This is a genomic window from Variovorax sp. FW301-JW7 (assembly GCF_058788795.1).
The window spans coordinates 366,734-387,174 of the sequence record NZ_JBYTBC010000006.1 but is presented as its reverse complement, the minus strand read 5'-3'; the positions used below and the strand labels follow the sequence as shown (position 1 = coordinate 387,174).

24 protein-coding genes are annotated in these 20,441 nt (G+C 69.2%); 15 read left to right on the top strand and 9 right to left on the bottom strand.

Annotation, left to right across the window (positions count from 1 at the left end; all coding sequences use genetic code 11):
• Nucleotides 1–22 precede the first annotated feature (22 nt).
• Nucleotides 23–361: a DUF3579 domain-containing protein gene (locus tag AC3WQM_RS19230; RefSeq protein ID WP_062477206.1), complete on the top strand. Its 339-nt coding sequence runs from the start codon at nucleotides 23–25 to the stop codon at nucleotides 359–361.
• A 164-nt stretch (nucleotides 362–525) separates the two neighbouring features.
• Here the strand turns inward: AC3WQM_RS19230 and rpsT are convergent, their stop codons facing one another.
• On the bottom strand, nucleotides 526–840 hold the full coding sequence (rpsT, locus tag AC3WQM_RS19225) for a 30S ribosomal protein S20 (RefSeq protein ID WP_056571937.1): 315 nt from the start codon (nucleotides 838–840) through the stop codon (nucleotides 526–528).
• A gap of 118 nt (nucleotides 841–958) precedes the next feature.
• On the opposite strand from rpsT, the gene murJ reads away from it, so the two are divergent.
• The 5 genes from murJ to AC3WQM_RS19200 all read left to right on the top strand — a co-directional run bounded on the left by murJ (nucleotide 959) and on the right by AC3WQM_RS19200 (nucleotide 4,872).
• Complete coding sequence (gene murJ, locus AC3WQM_RS19220; RefSeq protein ID WP_492680897.1) at nucleotides 959–2,512, top strand: murein biosynthesis integral membrane protein MurJ; 1,554 nt, start codon at nucleotides 959–961, stop codon at nucleotides 2,510–2,512.
• 64 nt (nucleotides 2,513–2,576) lie between these two features.
• On the top strand, nucleotides 2,577–3,428 hold the full coding sequence (locus AC3WQM_RS19215) for a SirB1 family protein (RefSeq protein WP_489058011.1): 852 nt from the start codon (nucleotides 2,577–2,579) through the stop codon (nucleotides 3,426–3,428).
• Nucleotides 3,429–3,446: 18 nt separating this feature from the next.
• A complete protein-coding gene (locus tag AC3WQM_RS19210) occupies nucleotides 3,447–3,875 on the top strand; it encodes a bleomycin resistance protein (protein WP_489058012.1) in 429 nt (142 codons plus the stop codon).
• Nucleotides 3,876–3,998: 123 nt separating this feature from the next.
• On the top strand, nucleotides 3,999–4,421 hold the full coding sequence (locus tag AC3WQM_RS19205) for a YciI family protein (protein WP_492680895.1): 423 nt from the start codon (nucleotides 3,999–4,001) through the stop codon (nucleotides 4,419–4,421).
• Between the two features lie 31 nt (nucleotides 4,422–4,452).
• Nucleotides 4,453–4,872 carry a YciI family protein gene (locus AC3WQM_RS19200; protein WP_095950563.1) on the top strand — a complete coding sequence of 140 codons (420 nt, stop codon included), beginning with the start codon at nucleotides 4,453–4,455 and terminating at the stop codon, nucleotides 4,870–4,872.
• Nucleotides 4,873–4,885: 13 nt separating this feature from the next.
• On the opposite strand, the gene AC3WQM_RS19195 is transcribed toward AC3WQM_RS19200, so the two are convergent.
• Nucleotides 4,886–5,779: a formylglycine-generating enzyme family protein gene (locus tag AC3WQM_RS19195; RefSeq protein ID WP_492680943.1), complete on the bottom strand. Its 894-nt coding sequence runs from the start codon at nucleotides 5,777–5,779 to the stop codon at nucleotides 4,886–4,888.
• A gap of 140 nt (nucleotides 5,780–5,919) precedes the next feature.
• Between AC3WQM_RS19195 and AC3WQM_RS19190 the strand changes: the two genes are divergently transcribed.
• Nucleotides 5,920–7,212: an RNA polymerase sigma factor gene (locus tag AC3WQM_RS19190; RefSeq protein ID WP_492680893.1), complete on the top strand. Its 1,293-nt coding sequence runs from the start codon at nucleotides 5,920–5,922 to the stop codon at nucleotides 7,210–7,212.
• A gap of 46 nt (nucleotides 7,213–7,258) precedes the next feature.
• A complete protein-coding gene (locus AC3WQM_RS19185) occupies nucleotides 7,259–8,866 on the top strand; it encodes a M14 family metallopeptidase (RefSeq protein WP_492680891.1) in 1,608 nt (535 codons plus the stop codon).
• Here AC3WQM_RS19185 and AC3WQM_RS19180 read toward each other — a convergent pair.
• From AC3WQM_RS19180 to purM, 5 genes are all read right to left on the bottom strand, one after another.
• Entirely contained in the window at nucleotides 8,860–9,858 is a 999-nt protein-coding gene (locus AC3WQM_RS19180; protein ID WP_492680889.1) for a GlxA family transcriptional regulator, read from the bottom strand. The two genes, AC3WQM_RS19185 and AC3WQM_RS19180, sit on opposite strands and share 7 nt — an antisense overlap.
• Entirely contained in the window at nucleotides 9,828–10,457 is a 630-nt protein-coding gene (locus tag AC3WQM_RS19175; protein ID WP_492680887.1) for a DJ-1/PfpI family protein, read from the bottom strand. The genes AC3WQM_RS19180 and AC3WQM_RS19175 overlap by 31 nt, the downstream gene beginning before the upstream one ends.
• Nucleotides 10,454–11,026 (bottom strand): isochorismatase family protein, encoded by a 573-nt coding sequence (locus AC3WQM_RS19170; protein WP_492680885.1) that lies wholly within the window; start codon nucleotides 11,024–11,026, stop codon nucleotides 10,454–10,456. Before AC3WQM_RS19170 ends, AC3WQM_RS19175 begins: the two co-directional genes overlap by 4 nt.
• A 111-nt stretch (nucleotides 11,027–11,137) precedes the next feature.
• Nucleotides 11,138–12,208: an AI-2E family transporter gene (locus tag AC3WQM_RS19165; protein WP_489058021.1), complete on the bottom strand. Its 1,071-nt coding sequence runs from the start codon at nucleotides 12,206–12,208 to the stop codon at nucleotides 11,138–11,140.
• 49 nt (nucleotides 12,209–12,257) lie between these two features.
• Nucleotides 12,258–13,298, bottom strand: coding sequence for a phosphoribosylformylglycinamidine cyclo-ligase (gene purM / locus AC3WQM_RS19160; protein WP_062475090.1), 1,041 nt, complete (start codon nucleotides 13,296–13,298; stop codon nucleotides 12,258–12,260).
• 152 nt (nucleotides 13,299–13,450) lie between these two features.
• Here purM and hda point away from each other — a divergent pair, with 152 nt between their 5' ends.
• The 6 genes from hda to AC3WQM_RS19130 all read left to right on the top strand — a co-directional run bounded on the left by hda (nucleotide 13,451) and on the right by AC3WQM_RS19130 (nucleotide 18,865).
• Entirely contained in the window at nucleotides 13,451–14,140 is a 690-nt protein-coding gene (hda, locus tag AC3WQM_RS19155; RefSeq protein ID WP_056571899.1) for a DnaA regulatory inactivator Hda, read from the top strand.
• Between the two features lie 38 nt (nucleotides 14,141–14,178).
• Nucleotides 14,179–15,819, top strand: coding sequence for a polynucleotide adenylyltransferase PcnB (gene pcnB, locus AC3WQM_RS19150; protein WP_492680883.1), 1,641 nt, complete (start codon nucleotides 14,179–14,181; stop codon nucleotides 15,817–15,819).
• Nucleotides 15,816–16,451, top strand: a complete 636-nt coding sequence (folK, locus tag AC3WQM_RS19145; RefSeq protein ID WP_492680881.1) for a 2-amino-4-hydroxy-6-hydroxymethyldihydropteridine diphosphokinase — start codon at nucleotides 15,816–15,818, stop codon at nucleotides 16,449–16,451. The genes pcnB and folK overlap by 4 nt, the downstream gene beginning before the upstream one ends.
• Nucleotides 16,452–16,456: 5 nt before the next feature.
• Nucleotides 16,457–17,068: a trimeric intracellular cation channel family protein gene (locus AC3WQM_RS19140; protein ID WP_492680879.1), complete on the top strand. Its 612-nt coding sequence runs from the start codon at nucleotides 16,457–16,459 to the stop codon at nucleotides 17,066–17,068.
• 125 nt (nucleotides 17,069–17,193) lie between these two features.
• Nucleotides 17,194–17,838, top strand: coding sequence for a DUF47 domain-containing protein (locus tag AC3WQM_RS19135; protein WP_056571891.1), 645 nt, complete (start codon nucleotides 17,194–17,196; stop codon nucleotides 17,836–17,838).
• Between the two features lie 16 nt (nucleotides 17,839–17,854).
• The gene (locus AC3WQM_RS19130; protein WP_070062319.1) at nucleotides 17,855–18,865 is read left to right on the top strand and encodes an inorganic phosphate transporter; all 1,011 of its coding nucleotides are present in this window, start codon (nucleotides 17,855–17,857) and stop codon (nucleotides 18,863–18,865) included.
• A gap of 138 nt (nucleotides 18,866–19,003) precedes the next feature.
• Here the strand turns inward: AC3WQM_RS19130 and AC3WQM_RS19125 are convergent, their stop codons facing one another.
• Entirely contained in the window at nucleotides 19,004–19,450 is a 447-nt protein-coding gene (locus AC3WQM_RS19125; RefSeq protein ID WP_070062592.1) for a TM2 domain-containing protein, read from the bottom strand.
• Between the two features lie 8 nt (nucleotides 19,451–19,458).
• Nucleotides 19,459–19,983, bottom strand: coding sequence for a GNAT family N-acetyltransferase (locus AC3WQM_RS19120; RefSeq protein ID WP_492680877.1), 525 nt, complete (start codon nucleotides 19,981–19,983; stop codon nucleotides 19,459–19,461).
• 179 nt (nucleotides 19,984–20,162) lie between these two features.
• Between AC3WQM_RS19120 and rpsP the strand changes: the two genes are divergently transcribed.
• Entirely contained in the window at nucleotides 20,163–20,426 is a 264-nt protein-coding gene (rpsP, locus tag AC3WQM_RS19115) for a 30S ribosomal protein S16 (RefSeq protein WP_070062321.1), read from the top strand.
• Nucleotides 20,427–20,441 lie beyond the last annotated feature (15 nt).

Sequence of the window (20,441 nt, the reverse complement as noted above, 5' to 3'; positions counted from 1 at the left end):
GTTCCGGTCGCCTCACTTCACGATGATTTCCCCCAACGCCAAAGAAATCTTCATCCAGGGCATCACCCACGATGGCCGCACTTTTCGTCCCAGCGACTGGGCCGAACGCCTCGCCGGCGTCATGTGCTCCTTCCGCCCCGGCGGCGCCTACCCGGGCAGCCACCTGAGCTATTCGCCCTGGTGCATTCCCACGACCATCAACGGCGTGAAATGCGTGGTGGTGAACCGCGCCCTGCGCGACGCCGAGCCCATGGCCTGGGACTTCTGCGTGAACTTCGCGAAAGACAACAACCTCCAGGTGGCCGAGGCCTGCCTGGTGCCCGACCCGGCGGACACGCCGCCCCCTCCCAAAAAGACCTGACTTCCAGGTCTTTTTTTTGGGCTGCGCGGGTTGCTCGCGCCTGGACGCTTTTCGAGCGCCCATGAAAAAACCGCCCGAAGGCGGTTTTTCACTTTTGCTTGCTGCAGCGCACCCCGATCAAACGGCGGACCGGAGGATTCCGGTCCGGGCTTGCCTGACAGGTGTCAGGCGGCGGCCTTTTCAGGCGCGAGGGCGAGGGCCTTGACCTTGGCCGACAGACGGCTCTTGTCGCGGGCTGCCTTGTTCTTGTGGAAGATGCCCTTGTCGGCGACGGTGTCGACGATGCTCTGGGCCTTCGCGAACAGTTCGCTTGCCTTGGTCTTGTCGCCAGCCAGAACAGCCTTTTCGACGTTCTTGACAGCGGTACGGTATTTGGAGCGCAGCGAGGTGTTCGCAGCGTTGAGCTTGACGTCCTGGCGGACGCGCTTGCGGCCCGACGCGAGGCGCGGGTTCTTCTTCTTGGGCTTGGCGGATGCCATATTTAGTGTTCCTTAGGTGTCTGAGGATGATGCAGCAAAGCCCTCCATTATAGGCCGGGTTCCGGTTTTTGCCGAATTGCCTGCTTTTGCCACCTTTCGCAGCCCTACACTCGCCCCCGTGTCCCTGTTCAAATCTGCCTCCACCGTCTCCCTGCTGACCCTCGCTTCGCGGATCACGGGCCTCGTGCGCGACGTGCTGTTTGCCTCGGTGTTCGGCGTCAGCGCGCTCACCGACGCCTTCAACGTCGCCTTTCGCATCCCCAACCTGTTTCGCCGCGTGTTCGGCGAGGGCGCCTTCAGCCAGGCCTTCGTGCCGGTGCTGGCCGCGCGCAAGACCGAAGCGGGGCAGGAGGGCGCCCGGGAGCTGGTCGACCACGTCGCCACGCTGCTGACCTGGGCCCTGGTGGTGCTGTGCGTGGCGGGCGTGGCCGGTGCGCCACTGCTGGTCTGGGCCATGGCCAGCGGCCTGAAGGGCTTCGACGCCGCCGTGGTCATGACGCGCTGGATGTTCCCCTACATCGGCTTCATGTCGCTGGTGGCGCTGGCGGGCGGCATCCTCAACACCTGGCGCAAGTTCGCGGTGCCGGCGGCGTCGCCGGTGCTGCTCAACATCGCGCTGATCCTGTCGATCTCCATCGGCGCGCCGCTGTTCCGCCGCTACGGCATCGAACCGATCTATGCCCAGTGCGTGGGCGTGATGGTCGGCGGCGTGCTGCAACTGGCCCTGCAGATCCCGGCGCTGCGCGCGCTGGGGCTCATGCCGCGCATCGGAGCCAGCTTCAAGGCGTTGCGCGCCGCGTGGACCGACCCGACCACCCGCAAGGTCATGAAGCTCATGCTGCCGGCGCTGCTGGGCGTGAGCGTGGCGCAGATCTCGCTGCTCATCAACACGCAGATCGCCTCGCACCTGGCCACCGGCAGCGTGACCTGGGTCACCAACGCCGACCGGCTCATGGAATTCCCCACCGCCATGCTCGGCGTGGCGCTGGGCGTGGTGCTGATGCCGCAGCTCGCGGGCGCCCGCGCCGCCAAGGACGACGCGCGCTATTCGTCGCTGCTCGACTGGGGCCTGCGCCTCGTGGTGCTGCTGGCGGCGCCGTGCGCCGTGGCGCTGCTGCTGTTCGCCAAGCCGCTGGTGGCCGTGCTGTTCCACAACGGCGCCTACACCGGCGAAGACGTGGGCCGCACCACCGTGGCGCTCATGGGCTACGGCGTGGGGCTGGTCGGCCTCGTGGCGGTCAAGGTGCTCGCGCCCGGCTACTACGCCAAGCACGACACGCGCACCCCCATGCTGATCGCCGTCACCGTGCTGGTGCTCACACAGGTGCTCAACTTCTTCCTGGTGCCGCTGCTGCAGCACGCGGCGCTGACGCTGACGATCGGCATCGGCGCGCTGGTCAACGCGCTGTGGCTGTTGATCGGCCTGATCCGCCGCGGCAGCTACACCCCCGAGCCCGGCTGGGGCAAGTTCGCGCTGCAGGTGCTGCTGGGCACCGTGGTGCTGGCGGTCCTGCTGGCCTGGGGCGCGCACTATTTCGACTGGGTCGGCCTGCGCGCGCAGCGCCTGCACCGCATCGGCCTTCTGGCCGCACTCATCGCCGGCGCCGCGCTGCTTTATTTCGCCGTGCTCACCGCCGCAGGCGTGCGCCTGCGCAGTTTCATGCGCCGCTGAAGCGCCGTTGGCGAGCCGGAAAACACTGCCTTGACGCTCCCCGCGGGCTCCTCTACAAAGCCATATGACGTTCAGCTACCAGGTTCCCACGGCACTGGAATATTTCGAGTCGCTGGTCGGCAGCGATGACCACTTTCCGCTGCTCGAAGCGGCGGCCAGCATCGCGCAGGACGAATACCCCGAACTCGACGTGCAGCAGGTGCTGGGCGACGTCGACCAGCTGCTCGCGCGCCTCAAGCGCCGCCTGCCGGCCGACGCCGCACCGCTGGCCCGGCTGCGCGCGCTGAACCAGTTCTTCTTCAGCGACCTGAATTTCGGCGGCAACGTCAACGACTACTACGACCCCGACAACAGCTACCTGAACGCCGTGCTGCGCACCCGCCGCGGCATTCCGATCTCGCTGGCCGTGCTGTGGATGGAGCTGGCGCAGGGCCTGGGCCTGCAGACGCGCGGCATCGGTTTCCCGGGGCATTTCATGATCAAGGTGACGCTGCCCAAGGGGCAGGTCGTGATCGACCCGTTCACCGGCAAGTCGCTTTCGCGCGAGGATCTGAGCGAGCGGCTCGAACCCTACAAGCGCGGCAACGGGCTGGTCGGCGACTTCGACGTGCCGCTGGGCCTGTACCTGGAGCCGGCGAGCCCGCGCGAGATCATTGCGCGCATGCTGCGCAACCTGAAGGAAGTGCACCACGCGCAGGAAGACTGGCCGCGCTACATCGCGGTGCAGAACCGCCTGATCGCGCTCTTGCCCAGCGCCTGGGGCGAGCACCGCGACCGCGGCGTGGCGCATGCCGAGCAGGGCCATGCGGCATTGGCCGTGCTCGACCTCGAAACCTACCTCGCCAACGCCGAAGACGCGCTCGACATCGACGCGATCGCCGAGCGCGTGGCGCTGCTGCGGCGCCTGGCCAACTAGGGCCTGCCCACAACGCCCATGACCGACGCCCGCACCGGTGTGAGCGCGGCGCCCGACCTGGGCACGCTGCACGAATTCCACGGCGTGCAGCCGGTGCTGCCGGTGTCCGACGTCTCGCGCGCCGCGCGCTGGTTTTCCGAGGTGCTGGGTTTCGAGATCGACTTCATCGCCGGCGAGCCGCCCAGCTATGCGCGCGTGAAGAAGGGCGACCGCAGCTACGGCGACCCGGTGTACCTGCGCCTGTGGCAATGCGGCAGCCGCGAGGCCCGGCCCTGGCGCGGCGAAATCGTGATCCACGTCGGCAAGGACATCGACGGCCTGCATGCCGCCTACGTGAAGCGCGGCGTGACGGTGATCGAGCCGCCCACGTCCCAGCCCTGGGGCCTGCGCGAATTCGCGATCCGCGAACCCGACGGCCACGTGCTGCGGTTCTGCGGCTATCTCTGAAACACAAAATTACAAACAGATCGATGCAGTCGTGTCGATCCGTTGCCCGCTCGCGCGACGTGTGAACAGGAGCGCGCAGATTCCGGCGTCTCCCGACCCTCATCAACCCACAGGAGAAACGACATGCGATTCATGATTCTGGTCAAGGCCAACGCTGATTCTGAAGCCGGCGTGATGCCGAGCACCGAGATACTGACCGAGATGGGCCAGTTCAACGAAGAACTGGTCAAGGCCGGCGTGCTGCTGGCGGGCGAAGGGCTGCACCCGTCGTCCAAGGGCGCGCGCGTGCGCTGCGAAGGCAAGAAGCGCACCGTCATCGACGGCCCCTTCACCGAGACCAAGGAACTGCTCGCGGGCTTTTGGCTGCTGCAGGTCAAGTCGAAGGAAGAGGCCATCGAGTGGATCAAGCGCAGCCCGTTCCAGGAAGGCGAGATCGAGATCCGCCAGGTCTTCGAGGCCACCGATTTCGGCGAGGCCATGACGCCCGAGCTGCTGGCCCAGGAAGACCGCCTGCGCGCCGAGTCCGCTGCCAAGGTCGGCCGCTGAACCCCGTCCACCCTTCCAAGGAGAAGCGACCATGCGATTCATGCTGCTGATGATTCCCCACGGCTACGAAAGCGCGGCGCCCGGCACCGTGCCCGACGACGTCGAACGCGTGGGGTCGATGATGGCCTTCAACGAGTCCCTGCAGAAGGCCGGCGTGCTGATCGGCTGCGAGGGCCTGCACCCGCCGTCGATGGGCGCGCGCGTGAGCTTTCCGGGCGGCAAGCCGAAGGTGGTCGACGGCCCCTTCGCCGAGGCCAAGGAAGTGCTGGGCGGCTACTGGCTGATCGATGTCGCTTCGCGCGCCGAGGCCATCGAATGGGCGAGCCGCTGCCCGGGCAGCGAGAACGAGGTCATCGAGATCCGCCAGGTGCAGGAACTCGAAGACTTCTCGCCCGAGGTGCAGGACGTGGCGAGCGAGTTCACGTCGATGCAGCAGACCCTGAAGAAGTGAAAGTGAGCGGGGCCTAGTCGTCCCGCACCAGCCGGATGCCCACCAGCGTGTAGCGCGTGCCCGGCGCATTCCAGTTGCGGTAGGACGAGCGGGCATAGAAGGCCCAGGTGTGCCAGGAGCCCCCGCGGCGCACGCGCACGGTGCCCGTGGCCGGGCCCTGGGGGTCGTCGGCCGGTGAGCGCGCGTAGTATTCGTCGCCATGCCAGTCGGCCACCCACTCCCACGCATTGCCGTGCATGTCATAGAGGCCCCAGGCGTTCGGCGCGAAGCTGCCGACCGGGGCGGTGAAGGCAAAACCGTCGTCGCCCGCGAGCGCCATCGCGCGCCAGCGCGGCCAATGCGCGGCGCTGCGCGTGTCGAACACATTCGCCCCGCGCAGCAGCGTGGCCGGATCGTCCCCCGTGCTGTAGCGCGTGCGCGTGCCGGCGCGGCAGGCGTACTCCCACTCGGCCTCGGTCGGCAGGCGGTAGCGCCGGCCCTCCGTCTTGCTCAGCCAGGCGGCCAGCGCCTGCGCGTCGTTCCAGCTCACGTTGACGACGGGGTGGCTGTCGTCCTGCGCGAAGCCCGGGTTGCGCCACGAGTAGCGCGGGTCGCGGCCTTCGAAGGCGTCGCCGCGCCGCGTGGTGGCGGGGTCGTAGTCGGCGCGCCAGCCGTAGCCGCCGGTGCCGTCGGCCACCGATTCGGGCACGTGGCCCGAGGCCTCGAGGAAGCGCCGGAACTGGCCCACCGTCACCTCGTGCTGCCCCATCCAGAACGCCCGCGTGATGCGCACCCGGTGCACCGGCCCTTCGTCGGCCAGCTGGGTGAAGCGTTCCTTCGGCAACTCGGGGTAGTCGCGTGCCAGCGCCTCGGGCGCCTCGTCGCTGCCCATGAGGAATTCGCCGGCCGGCAATCGCACGAAGGCCATGCCGAGGCTGTTGCGTTCCACGGCGGGGCCATCCGCCCTGACGCCGCTGCAGGCGAAGCCGAACGCGAAACCCAGGCTCAACAAGACGAGGCGTGGTGTCATGGCTGCATGCTATCTGGCGCATCGACCGTAGGGGTCGCATGAGCGACGGCCAGAACGCCGCCGCCATCCACCGCGCCATCGAGGCGGTCTGGCGCATCGAGTCCGCGAAGATCATCGCCGCGCTCGCGCGCAAGGTGCGCGATGTGGGCCTGGCCGAAGAGCTGGCGCAGGACGCGCTGGTGGCCGCGCTCGAGCAGTGGCCCGTCGACGGCGTGCCCGACAACCCCGCCGCCTGGCTCACGCAGGTGGCCAAGCACCGCGCCCTCGACCGCCTGCGCCACGTGCAGCTGGCCGAGCGCAAGGCGCCCGAGATCGGCCGCGAACTGGACGCGCTGCACGCCATGGCCCAGGCCGATTTCGCGCAGGCGGTGGATGCGGCGCTCGACGACGACATCGGCGACGACCTGCTGCGCCTCGTGTTCACCGCCTGCCACCCCGTGCTCTCGACCGAGGCGCGCGTGGCGCTCACCTTGCGGCTGATGGGCGGCCTCACGACCGATGAGATCGCGCGCGCCTTTCTGGTACCCGAGGCCACCGTGGCGCAGCGCATCGTGCGTGCCAAGCGCACGCTGGCCGAAGCGCGCGTGCCCTTCGAGGTGCCGCGCCGCCACGAGCTCGAGGCCCGGCTGGCCTCGGTGCTCGAGGTGCTCTACCTGATCTTCAACGAGGGCTACTCGGCCACCGCCGGCGACGACTGGATGCGCCCCGCGTTGTGCGACGAGGCGCTGCGCCTGGGCCGCATCGTGGCCGAGCTGGTGCCCGGCGAAGCCGAGGTGCACGGGCTGGTCGCGCTGATGGAAATCCAGGCCTCGCGCACCGCCGCGCGCGTGGGCGCCTCGGGCGAGCCGGTGCTGCTGCTCGACCAGAACCGCGCGCGCTGGGACCCGCTGTTGATCCGCCGCGGCCTGGCCGCGTTGGCGCGCGCCGAAGCGCTGGGCGGCGCGCTCGGCCCCTACGCATTGCAGGCCGCCATCGCCGCCTGCCACGCCCGTGCGCGCACCGCGGGCGAGACCGACTGGGCCCGCATCGCGGCGCTGTACGACGCGCTGGCCGCGCTGTCGCCGTCGCCCATCGTCGAGCTGAACCGCGCGGTCGCGCTGTCGATGGCCTTCGGGCCGGCGGCCGGGCTGGAGGTGGTCGATGCGCTGCAGGACGAGCCCGCGCTGAAGGGCTACCACCTGCTGCCGACCGTGCGCGGCGACCTGCTCTTCAAGCTGGGCCGCCGCGACGAGGCGCGCCGGGAGTTCCAGCGTGCCGCCTTGCTCACGCGCAACACGCGCGAGCAGGCGCTGCTGCGGGCGCGCGCCGAGGCCTGCCGGGTCGAGGGCTGAACCGGTGCTGAAGGCGGCGCCGCTGCGCGCAAGGAGAATGCGCGCCATGCCTCGTCTTCCCTTGCTCCGTTCCTCGTGCGCCCTCGGCCTGGCCCTGCTGGCCGCATGGCCGGCCCAGGCCCAGTTCGATCCCGCCAAGGTGTGGGTCGAGCCGCCCGCCATCGCGGCGCGCTTTCCCGACCCCGGCGTGAGCTACGCCACGCCGGGCTTGCGCGCCGGCCGCACCGACTTTCCTTCGCACGCCGAAGTGCTCGCCTTTCTGGACGACCTCGCGCGCCAGTCGCCGCATGTGCGCGTCGAGCGGCTGGGCGTGTCGCAGCAGGGGCGCGAGATGCCGCTGGTGTTGCTCGCCGACCAGGGCCGCTTCGATCCGTCGCGGCCGACGGTGATGGTGATCGGCCAGCAGCACGGCAACGAGCCCGCGGGCGGCGAGGCCGTGCTGGCGCTCGCGCAGAAATTCGCCAGCGGACCCGACACCGCGCTGCTGCAGAAGGTGAACCTCGTGCTGCTGCCGCGCGGCAACCCCGACGGCGCCGAGCACTTCACGCGCGTCACGGCCAACGGCATCGACGTGAACCGCGACCATCTGCTGCTGCGCACGCCCGAGGCGCGCCTGCTCGCGGGCGCCATGCTGCGCTACGCACCGCAGGTGGTGCTCGACCTGCACGAGTTCACGGTCGGTGGCCGGTGGATCGACAAGTTCGGTGCCGTCATGCGTTACGACGGCCTGCTGCAGCCCGCGACCGTGGGCAACCTCGACGCCGCCATCGCCGGGAGCGCGCAGCGCGACTACGTGGAGGCGATCCAGGCCGCCTTCGCACGCGAGGGCCTGCAGGGCTTCAAGTACCACACGACCGCCGCGGGCAAGGCCAGCGATCTCTCGGTGTCGATGGGCGGCGTGCAGCCCGACACCGGCCGCAATGTGAGCGGGCTGCGCCAGGCCGTGAGCCTGCTGCTCGAGGTGCGCGGCGTGGGGCTCGGCCGCGCGCATTTCGCGCGCCGCGTTCACACCCAGGTGCTGGCGGCTGCCACGGTCATCGAGACGGCGGCGCGCCAGGGGCCGGCGCTGAAGCAGCTCACCGCACAGGCTGGCCAGCGTGCCGCGGCCGAGGCTTGCCGCGGCGATGTGGTGGTCGAGGCGTGGCAGACCACGACGCGGCAGCGCCTCGACTTTCTCGACGCGAAGAGTGCCGAAGACAAGGCCATCGAGGTCGAATGGCGCGCGGCCGATCCGCTGAAGGTCGTCAATGCCCGCCCGCGTCCGTGCGGCTACCTGCTGGCGTCCAGCGAGGCGACGACCGTGCAGCGTCTGCAGATGCTGGGCGTGCATGTGGCGCGCATCGACAACGCGGCGCCCTGGCAGGTGGAGCGCTATGAAATCCTGTCGCAGACCGACGGCCAGCGCCAGGATGCGCGCGGCGCCATCGAAGACGGCGAGGCGATCCGCACCTTCCGCGTGCGTCTGCGCACCGGCCGCGCGGTGGTGCCGCCGGGCAGCTTCTACGTGTCGCTGGCGCAGCCGCTGTCGCCGCTGGTCAGTGCGGCGCTGGAGCCCGATTCGCAGAACAGCTACGCGGCGAACCGGCTGCTCGAGATCGGGAACGACAGGCTGCTGCGCGTGCCGGGGCCGGCGCCCGCGGGCGTGCTTCACTGAGCGCGCTGCAGCGACGTACCTTCGGAAGGCGAGCCCGGCAACCCGAACTGATGCCATGCGCGGCGCAGCTGCGTGTCCGAGCCGAAGCCCGACAGCTCGGCCGCCCGCGTCACGCTGGCGCCCGAGGCCAGCGCCAGTTGCGCGGCGGCCAGCCGCAGCCGGCGCAGGTAGGCCAGCGGCGCCACGCCCGCATGCTCGACGAACAGCCGCGTCAGGTGCCGCGCCGAGGTGTGGGCGACCTCGGCCATGCGCGGCACGCTCCAGTCGGCCTGCGGTTGTTCGCTGACCGCGTCCTGCACCCGGTGCAGCGCTGCGTGCAGGTGGTTGCGGTAGGCGAGAAAGGGCGACAGCTCCGGGTCGTGCGGGCCGCGCCGCAGCGCCACCACCATCGCCTGCGCCACCTGGGCCGCCAGCGCCTCGCCGCAGGTGTCGGCGATGCGGTGCAGCATCAGGTCGATGCCCGTCGTGACGCCCGCGCTGCTGTAGACCGGCGGGTCGATCACGAACACGCGGTTGCTCACCACCTCGCAGCGCGGCTCCACGGCGCGCAGCTCGTCCAGGTGATGGTGGTGCGTGGTGACGCGCCGGCCCGCGAGCGCGCCTGCATGCGCCGCGAGCAGGGCGCCCGCGCAGACCGTGACCAGCTCGACGCCGCCGCGCGTGAAGCGCTGGCCGCGCAGCCAGTGCAGCAGGTCCTGCGCCTCGGGCGTGTCGGTCGCGATGGTGTCGCCCGGCAGGCCGACCAGCACCACCCAGCCGGGGCCGTCCCACTGCGTCGGCAGCGGCGACAGCCCCGAAAGCGCGACGCCGACCGAGCCCCTCATGGTGGGCCGCGGCCCCGCGAATTCGATGACGAAGCGCTCGGGTTGGCCCGCCGCGCGCAGCCGCTGGTTGGCGATGCGCAGCGCCTCGGCCGGTCCGGCCCAGTCGAGCACCAGGCTGTCGGGCAGGAGCACGAAGACTACGCGGAGGGGGGCTCGTTGCGGGTCCATGTGTAGTCCATCTGGCGCGCGGTTCGCTCGGCCAGTTCGCGTCCGGCCAGGCGTTCGACCAGGTGCAGGCTCATGTCGATGCCCGCGCTGATGCCGGCCGAGCTGACGATGCGGCCGGTGTCGACCCAGCGCACGCCGTCGCGCACGTCGAGCTGCGGGAATTGGGCGCGCAGGTCGGCGAGGTCTTCCCAGTGCGTGGTGACCGCCTCGCGCGTCACGACGCCGCTTTGCGCCAGCAGGAAGACGCCGGTGCAGACCGAGGCGATCAGCTGCGCGCCGGTCGCGCACCGGGCGATCCAGCGCAGGGTGTCGGGGCTCGCCATGGGTGCGTCGACCACGCCGCCGGGGACGACCAGCACGTCGGCGGCTGCGGCAGCGTCGGCCAGCGTGTGGTCGGCGAGCAGCCGCAGGCCGGCGCGCGCCTGCACCGGTTCCCCGGCGCGGGTGTGGGCGACCGAGGCCACCTCGAACGGCGCCGGCGCTCCCGGCTGCAGGCGCTGGTGGACGCGGGCGGCGGTGGTGAAGACCTCGAAGGGGCCGGCGAAATCGAGCGCCTCGACACCGTCGTAGGCCAGGATGCGCACGCGCAGCGGGGTCATGTCGTCGCGCCTTCCATGGCGCGCTCAAGCGCCTGCGCCACGCTGCAGACCGTGGCGAAGCGCCCGTCCAGCACGGTCGCGGTGCGCGCCTTGATGTCGGCGGCCGACAGCGGCCGGCCGTCGGGCTGCACCATGTCGAAGGTGAGGGTGGCGTCGGTCACGTAGTCGACCTCCCAGCCCAGGTCCGAGGCGTGGCGCGTGGTGGTTTCGCAGCATTGCTCGGTGCGGATGCCGCTCACGATCAGGCGGCGGATGCCGTGCTGCGTGAGCCACACATCGAGGCCGCTGTTCACCAGCGCGCTGTGGCGGTGCTTGGTGAAGGTGGCGGCTGCCTCGAAAGGCGCGAGGCCGTCGATCGGGCGCACATGGCCCGATTCGACCGCGAAGGGGTTGGAAGCGGCCTGCGGCGCGTCGACGTGGAAGACGCGCACGACGGGCAGTCCGGCCGCCACGGCGCCGGCGATCAGCGCGTTCTGGGCCTCGAGGTAGGGCGCGAGCAGGGCGGCGTTCCAGTAGGGGCGGTGGCGAAACGATTCCTGGGCGTCGATCACAATCAGACAGGTGGTCATGGCGGAGGCGGGCAAGGCAAAGTGGATGATGCCGCCTATTCTTGGCCGCCACCAGCGCTTCGTCCGCGCCGATGCGGACCGGAACCGATCAGATCAGGACATCGCCGGGCCCTAGACCAGGCCGCCCGCGTGCAGTTCTTTTTTCAGGTACGCGTAGTACAGCGGCGCCGCCACCAGCCCGGCCGGGCCGAACACCGCCTCGGCCACGAACATCACCGACAGCAGCTCCCACACGCGCATCTGCGTGCGCGCGCCGACCACCTTGGCGTTGATCACGTACTCGGCCTTGTGGATCAGGATCAGGAAGCCCAGGCAGGCCGCGGCCGTGACCGGCGACACCGACAGCGCCACCAGCGTGATCACCGAGTTGCAGACCAGGTTGCCCACGATCGGTACCAGCCCGGCCACGAAGGTCAGGGTGATGAGGGCGGGCGTGTAGGGCAGTTCAAGGCCCCACAGCGGCATCAGGAACAGCAGGAAGATCGCGGTCAGCAGCGTGTTGAAGGCGGCGATCCAGAACTGCGCCGCCACGATCTGGCCGAAGGCCTCGCCGAAGGTGGTGATGCGCTGGAACATCTGCTGCGCCAGCGGCCGGCGCTGGGCCGGCGCCGGCGCCACGGCGGCCAGCGCGCCGATGATCAACCCCACGTAGGCGAACAGCAGTCCGCCCAGCCAGGCGCGCCCGGCCATGGCGAGCGAGCCGGCCTGCGTGCGCAGGTAGTTGGCGACGATGCGTTGCACCTCGGCCGCGCCCTCGGGCAGGTAGACGGCGATGTCGGCCGGCAGCTTGGAGCGCAGTTCGAGCACCGTGCGGGCCGTGTAGTCGAGCAGTTCGCGGTACTGGTCGGGCGCATCGAGCACGTATTCACGCGCCTGCGAGAACCCCAGCGTGACCAGGCCGATGGGGCCCAGCAGCACCAGCGTGACCGCCACCACCCGGGCCAGCCCGTCGGCGCCGGAACGCAGGGGCTTCAGGCGCGACAGCCAGCCGCCCAGCAGCCGGGCGAACCAGCGCGCGACGAGGAAGCCGATGCACACGCACAGCAGCCCCGGCAGCAGGTGCTGCCACATCACGAGCATCAGCCCCGCGAGCATCAGCAGGTAGCTGGCCAGTGTCACGTGGCGGGAGGTTGCGGCCTGGGGCGGGGCGGCGAGGGTGGCGTCGGGCAGCGGCTTGGCCATCCAGGGAGCGGGGCGTGCGGTGAGGAAAGAAAAAAGAAAGGGCGCGCGATCAGGCGACGACCACGGCCGCGCCGTCGCCGCGCTCGGCGATCACGCCGATCTCGTGCACCGATTCGCCGGCGGCGCGCAGCGTGGCGGCGCAGGCGGCGGCTTCGGCCGCGTCGATCACCACGACCATTCCGATGCCGTTGTTGAAGGTGCGGTTCATCTCGATGTCGTCGATGCCGGCCACCTTCTGCAGCCAGGCGAAGAGCTCGGTCTGGGGCCAGCTGCCCTTCTTCAGGTGGGCGGCGGTGCCTTCGGGCAGCACGCGCGGGATGTTCTCGAGCAGGCCGCCGCCGGTGATGTGGGCCAGCGCCTTGATCGGGTGCTTGCCCAGCGCTTCGAGCACGGGCTTCACGTACAGGTGGGTGGGTTCCATCACGGCTTCGCGGAAGGGCTTGCCGTCGAGGGTGGCGGGCAGGTCGGCGCCGGCACGTTCGATCACCTTGCGCACGAGGCTGAAACCGTTGGAATGCACGCCGGCCGAGGCCAGGCCCAGCACCACGTCGCCGGGCTTGACGTTCTGGCCGGTGAGGATCTTCGACTTTTCGACCGCGCCGACCGCAAAGCCGGCCAGGTCGTACTCGCCGGCCGGGTACATGCCGGGCATTTCGGCGGTTTCGCCGCCGATGAGGGCGCAGCCGGAGATTTCGCAGCCGCGGGCGATGCCGCCGACCACGGCCGCGGCCGTGTCCACGTCGAGCTTGCCGCAGGCGAAGTAATCCAGGAAGAACAGGGGCTCGGCGCCTTGCACCAGCACGTCGTTGACGCTCATGGCCACGAGGTCGATGCCGACCGTGTCGTGCATGTTCCATTCGAAAGCCAGCTTGAGCTTGGTGCCCACGCCGTCGGTGCCGCTCACCAGCACCGGCTCCTTGTAGCGCTTGGGCACTTCGAACAGGGCGCCGAAGCCGCCGATGCCGGCCAGCACGCCTTCGCGCATGGTTTTCTTCGCCAGCGGCTTGATGCGGTCGACCAGGGCGTCGCCTGCGTCGATATCGACACCGGCGTCCTTGTAGCTGAGCGGGGTGGGCGTGGAGGAGGTCATGGGCGGGCGGTGTCGAGAAGAAGGAGCGAAAAGGTTCGCGAAGCGGCGAGGAAGGGCGGGCAGGGGAGGCGCCGGCGACCGAGGCGGCCGGGCCGATAGAATTCCTCACGATTTTAAGGGCCCTCCGGGCCCCCTCCATGAACCTTCCCGGGATGAAACAGCTCGCGCTCGATATCGGCATTGCGACGGGCCCCAGCTTCGACGCCTTTTTTGCCGGCCCCAACGAGGCGGCGCTGCGACACCTGCAAGTGTGGGTGGGCGGCGCCGACGGCAGCCCTGCGCTGCACTCGCCGGTGCCGACCTACCTCTGGGGCGACAGCGGCAGTGGCAAGACCCACCTGCTCGAATCCGTGCGTGTCGCACTGGCCGAGCAGGGCGCCAGCGTGGGCTGGCTGCACGCCGGCCTGCTGGAGCCGCCCGAGTTCGACGAGCGCTGGGGCGCCGTCCTGCTCGACGACGTCCACCTCTACACCGCGGTGCAGCAGCACGCGGCCTTCAACTGGTTCGTCAACGCACAGACCCTGCAGCGCGGCGTGGTCGCCGCCGGCGCCTTGCCGCCGGCCGACCTGCCGCTGCGCGAAGACCTGCGCACCCGCCTCGGCTGGGGCCATGTGTTCCACCTGCAGGTGCTCAGCGAAAGCGAACGCCGCGCGGTGCTGCGCCAGGCGGCCGACGCGCGCGGCGTGATGCTGTCCGACGACGTGCTCGACTTCATGCTGCACCGCTTCAGCCGCGACCTGGGCAGCCTGATGGAGCTGCTCTCGCAGCTCGACGGCTACGCCCTGCAGACCCAACGCGCGATCACCATTCCGCTGATCCGCTCCATGCTCGAAAACGAATAAATAAGAAGAAGCGTCTGCTCCTCCTCGAAAAACAACCAATGATCAAGAAATTCATCGACAAGCTGCTCGGCAAGTCCGCCGGCAGCGCACAGGGCAAGAGCCGCTTCGGCAAGCGCCAGGAGGTGCCGGCAGAGGTTCACAAGATCGATCCTGCCCTGGTCGACGAACGCGCGAAGAACGTGGTCACCACGCTGCAGCAGGCCGGCTACGAGGCCTACGTGGTGGGCGGCGCGGTGCGCGACCTGCTGCTGGGCCTGCGGCCGAAAGATTTCGACGTGGCCACCAACGCCACGCCCGAGCAGGTCAAGTCGCTGTTCCGCCGTGCCTTCATCATCGGCCGGCGCTTTCGCATCGTGCACGTGGTGTACGGCCGCGGCCGCGAGCACGAGGTGATCGAGGTCTCGACCTTCCGTGCCTACATGGACAACGCCGCTGCCGAGCAGGTGGCCGGCAACGAACGCACCAGCAAGGGCGAGCTCGCGAGCATGAAGCACGCCGTGGACGCCAGTGGCCGCGTGCTGCGCGACAACGTCTGGGGCCCGCAGGAAGAGGACGCGGCGCGCCGCGACTTCACCGTCAACGCCATGTACTACGACCCGGCCAACCAGGTCGTGGTCGACTATCACAACGGCATCAAGGACGCCCAGAAGCTCACGCTGCGCATGATCGGCGACCCGGTCACGCGCTACCGCGAAGACCCGGTGCGCATCATTCGCGCGATCCGCTTCTCGGCCAAGCTCGCCGCGCTCGGTTTCAAGATGGAGGCCAAGACCGCCGCACCGCTCATCGAGTCGAGCAAGCTGCTGGCCGACGTGCCGCAAAGCCGCATGTTCGACGAAATGCTCAAGCTGCTGCAGACCGGCCATGCCATCGCCACGGTCGAGCAGCTGCGCAAGCTGGGGCTCGCCACCGGCATCTATCCGCTGCTCGATGTGGTGGTGGAGCGCGCCGACCAGCCCTTCGTGAAGGCCGCCCTGCAGGACACCGACCGCCGCGTCGGCGAAGGCAAGCCCGTGGCGCCCAGCTTCCTGCTGGCCTGCGTGCTGTGGGCCGACGTGCGCGACGGCTGGGCCCAGCGCCAGGAAGGCCGCCACGGCCAGCGCCCGCAACCGCCGTTCCCGGCGCTGCAGGACGCCATCGACGATGTGTTCAATTCGCGCATCGGCGACGTGTCGGGCCGCGGCAAGCTGGCCGCCGACATGCGCGAGATCTGGATGATGCAGCCGCGCTTCGACAAGCGCACCGGCTCCACGCCCTACAGCCTGGTCGAGCAGGCGCGCTTCCGCGCAGCCTTCGACTTCATGCGCCTGCGTGCCGACGTGGGCGAAGTCGGCGAGGCCATCGCCGAGTGGTGGCAGGAGTTCAGCACCGCCGACGACCTGCGCCGCCAGGACCTGCTCGAACAGGTGCGCGAAGAACAGAAGGTGCGCCAGCGCGTGCGCCTGCGCGATCCGGTCGCTGCGCCCAAGCCGCGCAGCGAACAACCGGCGCGTCAGAAACAAGCCGCTGCAGAGTCGGACGACGGCGACGGACCCGACATCGAGGCCGACGCCGTGCCGCCGGATGGCGAAGCAGCGGCCCCGCGCAAGCGCAAGCGCCGGCGCAAGCCGCGCCCGGTGGGCGGCGGTAGCGGTGGCGGTGGCGGCAGCGAGGGCGGCGGGAGCGCCGCAGGCGAATGAGCGCAACCGACCGGCCGCAGGACGGCAAGAAGAGCCCTGCAGCCGCCAAGGCAGCCAAAGGGAGCAAGCCCGCGCCCCGCGCCGCAGGCAAGCCGCCATCGGCTGCTGGCAAGAGCGGCCCGCCCGCGCGCCGCGCGCCTTCGCGTCCACGCGGTCCGCGCGAGGACTACCCGACCGTGCAGGCCTTCGTTGCCATCGGCGCCAACCTGGGCGATGCCGAGGCGGCCGTGAAGGCCGCCATGGCCGCGATCGGCGCGCTGCAGCGCACCCAGGTCACGGCCCGTTCGTCGCTGTATCGCAGCGAGCCGGTGGATGCCGAAGGTCCCGATTTCATCAATGCCGTGGTCGCCGTGCGCACCGGCCTCGATGCCGAGCAGTTCCTGGTGGCATTGCAACGCCTCGAGACGCTGGCCGGCCGTGAGCGGCCCTTTCCCAATGCGCCGCGCACGCTCGATCTCGATCTGCTGATGCACGGCAATTCGGTGATCGACACGCCGGCGCTGACCCTGCCGCACCCCCGCATGCGCGAGCGCGCCTTCGTGTTGAAGCCGCTCGCCGAAATTGCACCCGACAAGGTGCCGCGTGCCGCACTGGCACGTGTCACGGGCCAGGTGGTCAAGCGCATCGTCTGACGGTCGTGCCGCTGCTCTACGTCCTCGATCTCGCCGGTGTGGCGGTCTTCGCGGTCAGTGGGGCACTGGCGGCCGGCCATGCCGGCCTCGACTGGCTGGGGGTGCTGGTGATCGCCTCGGTCACCGCGGTCGGCGGCGGCACGCTGCGCGACCTGCTGCTCGGCCGTCACCCGGTGTTCTGGATCCACGACACCCGCTATGTGTATGTGATCCTGGCGTCGGCGGTGTTCACCATCGCATGGGTCCACCTGATGCCGCTGCCCGAGCACGCGCTGGCCGTGGCCGATGCGCTGGGGCTCGGCCTGTTCGCCATCACCGGCGCGCAGGTGGCCGAGGAGCGGCGGCTGCCGGCTCCCATCGTCATGCTCGTCGGCACCATGACCGGCGCGGCCGGCGGCCTGCTGCGCGATGTGTTCACCGCCCGCATCCCGCTGCTGCTGAGCAGCGGCATCTACGGCTCGGCCGCCATCGCGGGCATTGCGACCTACCTGCTGTTGCAGGTTGCGGGCATGCCGCGCCGCTGGGCGTTCCATGTGGGCGTGCTGCTGATCGTGGCGCTGCGGCTGGGCGGCATCTACGGCGGCTGGCACCTGCCGGTGCTGCGGTTGCCGGCCTGAGTGGGCCTGCAGAGCGGGGGTTCGAAGCTCGGCCCGACCGGTCGTTCCGGTCGCGCCCGTTAAACTCGGGAAGTTTTCACGAAGGCGTCATGAAATTGTGATTGGCGCGTCCCAGGAGTTTTTCCATGTTCGGCAAGCTGCTGCCCCGAGAGGGCAATTTTTTTGAAATGTTCAACCAGCATGCCGAGCGCATCGTGGAGGCGGCGCGTGCTTTCGAGCAGCTCGTCACCCACTATGCGGACGTGCACCTGCGCGAACAGTACAACCGCGACGTCGACAACGCCGAGCGCGCGGCCGACCGCGTGACGCACGACGTCAACCGCCTGATCCACAAGACCTTCATCACGCCCATCGACCGCGAGCAGATCCACAAGCTCATCAACACGATGGACGACGTGGCCGACCTGATCCAGGACTCGGCCGAGACCATGGCGCTGTACGACGTGCGCCACATGACCGACGAGATCGTGCGCCTCACGGCCCTGAGTGTGAAGTGCTGCGACCGCCTCAAGGACGCCGTCAAGTACCTCGGCAAGATCGCCGACCCGGCCGTGGCCGAGGCCACGCTCAAGACCTGCGAGGAAATCGACCGCCTCGAATCCGACGCCGACCGCGTGATGCGCAGCGCCATGAGCAAGCTGTTCCGCGAAGAGCCGGACGTGCGCGAGGTCATCAAGCTCAAGGCGATCTACGAACTGCTCGAGACGATCACCGACAAGTGCGAGGACGTGGCCAACGTGATCGAGGGCATCGTCCTCGAGAATTCCTGAAAACGGGTAGCAACCGATGACAACGGTGCAGGTCGCCCTCTGGGTGGTGGTGGTGCTGGTCGCGCTCGCGATCCTGTTCGACTTCATGAACGGCTTCCACGATGCCGCCAATTCGATCGCGACGGTGGTCTCCACCGGCGTGCTCAAGCCGGGCCAGGCCGTGGTGTTCGCGGCTTTCTTCAACCTGATCGCGATCTTCGTCTTCCACCTGAGCGTGGCAGCCACCGTGGGCAAGGGCATCGCCCAGCCCGGGGTGGTCGACGTGCACGTGGTGTTCGGGGCGCTCATCGGCGCCATCAGCTGGAACCTCGTCACCTGGTACTACGGCATCCCGAGCAGCTCGTCGCACGCGCTGATCGGCGGCATCGTGGGTGCCGTGATCGCCAAGACGGGCACCAGCGGCCTCGTGGCCTCGGGCATCTGGAAGACCGTGGCCTTCATCTTCGTGTCGCCGCTGCTGGGCTTCCTGCTGGGCTCGCTGATGATGATCGTGGTGGCCTGGGGCTTCCGGCGCGCCACGCCGTCCCGCGTGGACCGGTGGTTCCGGCGATTGCAGTTGGTCTCGGCCGGCGCTTACAGCCTGGGCCACGGCGGCAATGACGCACAGAAGACCATCGGCATCATCTGGATGCTGTTGATCGCCACCGGCTATGCCTCGACCAGCGACGCGGTGCCGCCGACCTGGGTCATCGTGAGCTGCTACGCCGCGATCGCGCTGGGCACCATGTTCGGCGGCTGGCGCATCGTGAAGACCATGGGCCAGAAGATCACCAAGCTCAAGCCCGTGGGCGGCTTCTGCGCCGAAACCGGCGGGGCGCTGACCCTGTTCCTGGCCACCGCGCTGGGCATTCCGGTGTCGACCACGCACACGATCACGGGCGCCATCGTCGGCGTCGGTTCCACGCAGCGCGCCAGCGCAGTGCGCTGGGGCGTGGCGGGGAACATCGTCTGGGCCTGGATCCTGACCATTCCCGCCTCGGCCTTTGTGGCGGCGATGGCTTACTGGTTCAGCTGGCAGATTTTCTAAGGCGCTGAAGCAGCGCGCGCTGTCTCTTCTTCATTTGTGGGGGCCGCCGCGCACGGCCGCCCGAAGCGGCCGGCCCGCCCCCGGTAGGGGGTTGGCGAAGCGACACGAAGTGCGCGCAGCCCTGGGGGCGAGCAACAGTTACTGTGAAATCTTGCGGCCCTCTTCGATCTGGTGCTCGAAGTAGTGCTGGAAGCTGTACACGATGCTCGCCATCAGGATCGAGCTGCCGAAGAACAAAGACGCCACCACGGCACCGATCGTGAGCCAGTTGGTCTGGCCCGGTGCGGCGTCGGGCGCTGCGCCGGCGTTGAAGCGGGCATTCCATTTCTCGGGCGTCATCAGGCCGTAGATGATCGCCATCAACGCGCAGCCCGCGATCGTGAAGCCGAGCAGCGGAATCAGCGCCCAGCTCACGCCGTCGTCCACGCCGTACATGCGCAAGCGCTCGATGCCGTAGATGCCCAGCGCGGTAGGGATGGGCAGTAACCAGCCGAGCCAGTCGCCCATGCCGCGCAGGTAGAAGCGGTGCAGGCCCAGCGGGCCACCGAGGAAGGAGAGCCAGGCGGCCACGGTTTTGCTTTTCATCTTCTTCATCATTCGGGTTTGGTGCGGCTGCCTTCGCCGAGTACTTTTTCCATCAGGACCACGTCGCGCCAGGCGTCGAATTTCCAGCCGCAGTCCTTCAGCACGCCCACGTGCGTGAAGCCCTGGCTGCGATGCACGCCGACCGAGCCCGCGTTGGCCGAGTCGCCGATCACCGCGATCAGCTTGCGCACGCCGACCGCTTCGGCCGCCTGCGAGAGCGCCGCAAGCAGCTGCGCGCCCAGGCCCTTGCCGCGTGCGGCGTCGGACATGTAGATCGAGTCTTCAGCCGAAAACCGGTAGGCCGGACGCGGCTTGAACCAGTTGCAGTAGGCAAAACCCAACACTTCGCCGTTTTCTTCGGCCACGAGGTAGGGCAGGTTCTTGCCCAGTACGTCGGCCCGCCGGGTGGTCATGTCGGCCTCCGACGGAGGCTCGGTTTCGAAGGTGCCGGTGCCGTGCAGCACGTGGTGGGCATAGATGGCCGTGATGGCTGCGATGTCTTCGTCGCGGCTGGGGCGGATGGTGAGGGTCATGCGGGTGGGGCAGGCGGCGCGGGGCCGGAATTCGGAGAAAAACCCGGGTCGGGCTATAATCGTGGGCTTTTCAGCGTGCGCTGGCCGGGTGGCCATGTCGCGTGTCTCGACGCTGGAAGAACATCGTGAGCGGGCCTCTTTCTATTTGAACTGGCTCGCTGACCACCCAAGGATAAATCATGGTCGTCATTCGACTCTCCCGCGGCGGCTCCAAAGGCCGTCCGTTCTTCAATATCGTCGTGTCGGACAAGCGCGTTCGCCGCGATGGTCGCTTCATCGAGCGTCTGGGTTTCTACAACCCGACCGCCAAGGAAAACGAAGAAAGCATCCGCATCGCCCAGGACCGCCTCGCGTACTGGAAGAGCGTCGGTGCCCAGGCTTCGCCCACGGTGCTGCGCCTGATCAAGCAAGCCGCTGCTGCGGCTCCCGCGGCGGCCGCCTAAGCCGCCCGCACGGCG

Excerpts from the sequence above, each read along its gene's own strand:
- hda (WP_056571899.1), top strand. The coding sequence starts at position 13,451 with ATGAAACAGCTCGCGCTCGATATCGGCATTGCGACGGGCCCCAGCTTC.
- pcnB (WP_492680883.1), top strand. The coding sequence starts at position 14,179 with ATGATCAAGAAATTCATCGACAAGCTGCTCGGCAAGTCCGCCGGCAGC.
- AC3WQM_RS19215 (WP_489058011.1), top strand. The coding sequence starts at position 2,577 with ATGACGTTCAGCTACCAGGTTCCCACGGCACTGGAATATTTCGAGTCG.
- AC3WQM_RS19190 (WP_492680893.1), top strand. The coding sequence starts at position 5,920 with ATGAGCGACGGCCAGAACGCCGCCGCCATCCACCGCGCCATCGAGGCG.
- AC3WQM_RS19130 (WP_070062319.1), top strand. The coding sequence starts at position 17,855 with ATGACAACGGTGCAGGTCGCCCTCTGGGTGGTGGTGGTGCTGGTCGCG.
- AC3WQM_RS19175 (WP_492680887.1), bottom strand. The coding sequence starts at position 10,457 with ATGACCCCGCTGCGCGTGCGCATCCTGGCCTACGACGGTGTCGAGGCG.
- rpsT (WP_056571937.1), bottom strand. The coding sequence starts at position 840 with ATGGCATCCGCCAAGCCCAAGAAGAAGAACCCGCGCCTCGCGTCGGGC.
- AC3WQM_RS19120 (WP_492680877.1), bottom strand. The coding sequence starts at position 19,983 with ATGACCCTCACCATCCGCCCCAGCCGCGACGAAGACATCGCAGCCATC.
- AC3WQM_RS19170 (WP_492680885.1), bottom strand. The coding sequence starts at position 11,026 with ATGACCACCTGTCTGATTGTGATCGACGCCCAGGAATCGTTTCGCCAC.
- AC3WQM_RS19210 (WP_489058012.1), top strand. The coding sequence starts at position 3,447 with ATGACCGACGCCCGCACCGGTGTGAGCGCGGCGCCCGACCTGGGCACG.
- AC3WQM_RS19125 (WP_070062592.1), bottom strand. The coding sequence starts at position 19,450 with ATGAAAAGCAAAACCGTGGCCGCCTGGCTCTCCTTCCTCGGTGGCCCG.
- AC3WQM_RS19185 (WP_492680891.1), top strand. The coding sequence starts at position 7,259 with ATGCCTCGTCTTCCCTTGCTCCGTTCCTCGTGCGCCCTCGGCCTGGCC.
- AC3WQM_RS19165 (WP_489058021.1), bottom strand. The coding sequence starts at position 12,208 with ATGGCCAAGCCGCTGCCCGACGCCACCCTCGCCGCCCCGCCCCAGGCC.
- purM (WP_062475090.1), bottom strand. The coding sequence starts at position 13,298 with ATGACCTCCTCCACGCCCACCCCGCTCAGCTACAAGGACGCCGGTGTC.
- AC3WQM_RS19230 (WP_062477206.1), top strand. The coding sequence starts at position 23 with ATGATTTCCCCCAACGCCAAAGAAATCTTCATCCAGGGCATCACCCAC.
- AC3WQM_RS19180 (WP_492680889.1), bottom strand. The coding sequence starts at position 9,858 with ATGGACCCGCAACGAGCCCCCCTCCGCGTAGTCTTCGTGCTCCTGCCC.
- rpsP (WP_070062321.1), top strand. The coding sequence starts at position 20,163 with ATGGTCGTCATTCGACTCTCCCGCGGCGGCTCCAAAGGCCGTCCGTTC.
- AC3WQM_RS19200 (WP_095950563.1), top strand. The coding sequence starts at position 4,453 with ATGCGATTCATGCTGCTGATGATTCCCCACGGCTACGAAAGCGCGGCG.
- AC3WQM_RS19205 (WP_492680895.1), top strand. The coding sequence starts at position 3,999 with ATGCGATTCATGATTCTGGTCAAGGCCAACGCTGATTCTGAAGCCGGC.
- AC3WQM_RS19195 (WP_492680943.1), bottom strand. The coding sequence starts at position 5,779 with ATGGCCTTCGTGCGATTGCCGGCCGGCGAATTCCTCATGGGCAGCGAC.
- AC3WQM_RS19135 (WP_056571891.1), top strand. The coding sequence starts at position 17,194 with ATGTTCGGCAAGCTGCTGCCCCGAGAGGGCAATTTTTTTGAAATGTTC.
- folK (WP_492680881.1), top strand. The coding sequence starts at position 15,816 with ATGAGCGCAACCGACCGGCCGCAGGACGGCAAGAAGAGCCCTGCAGCC.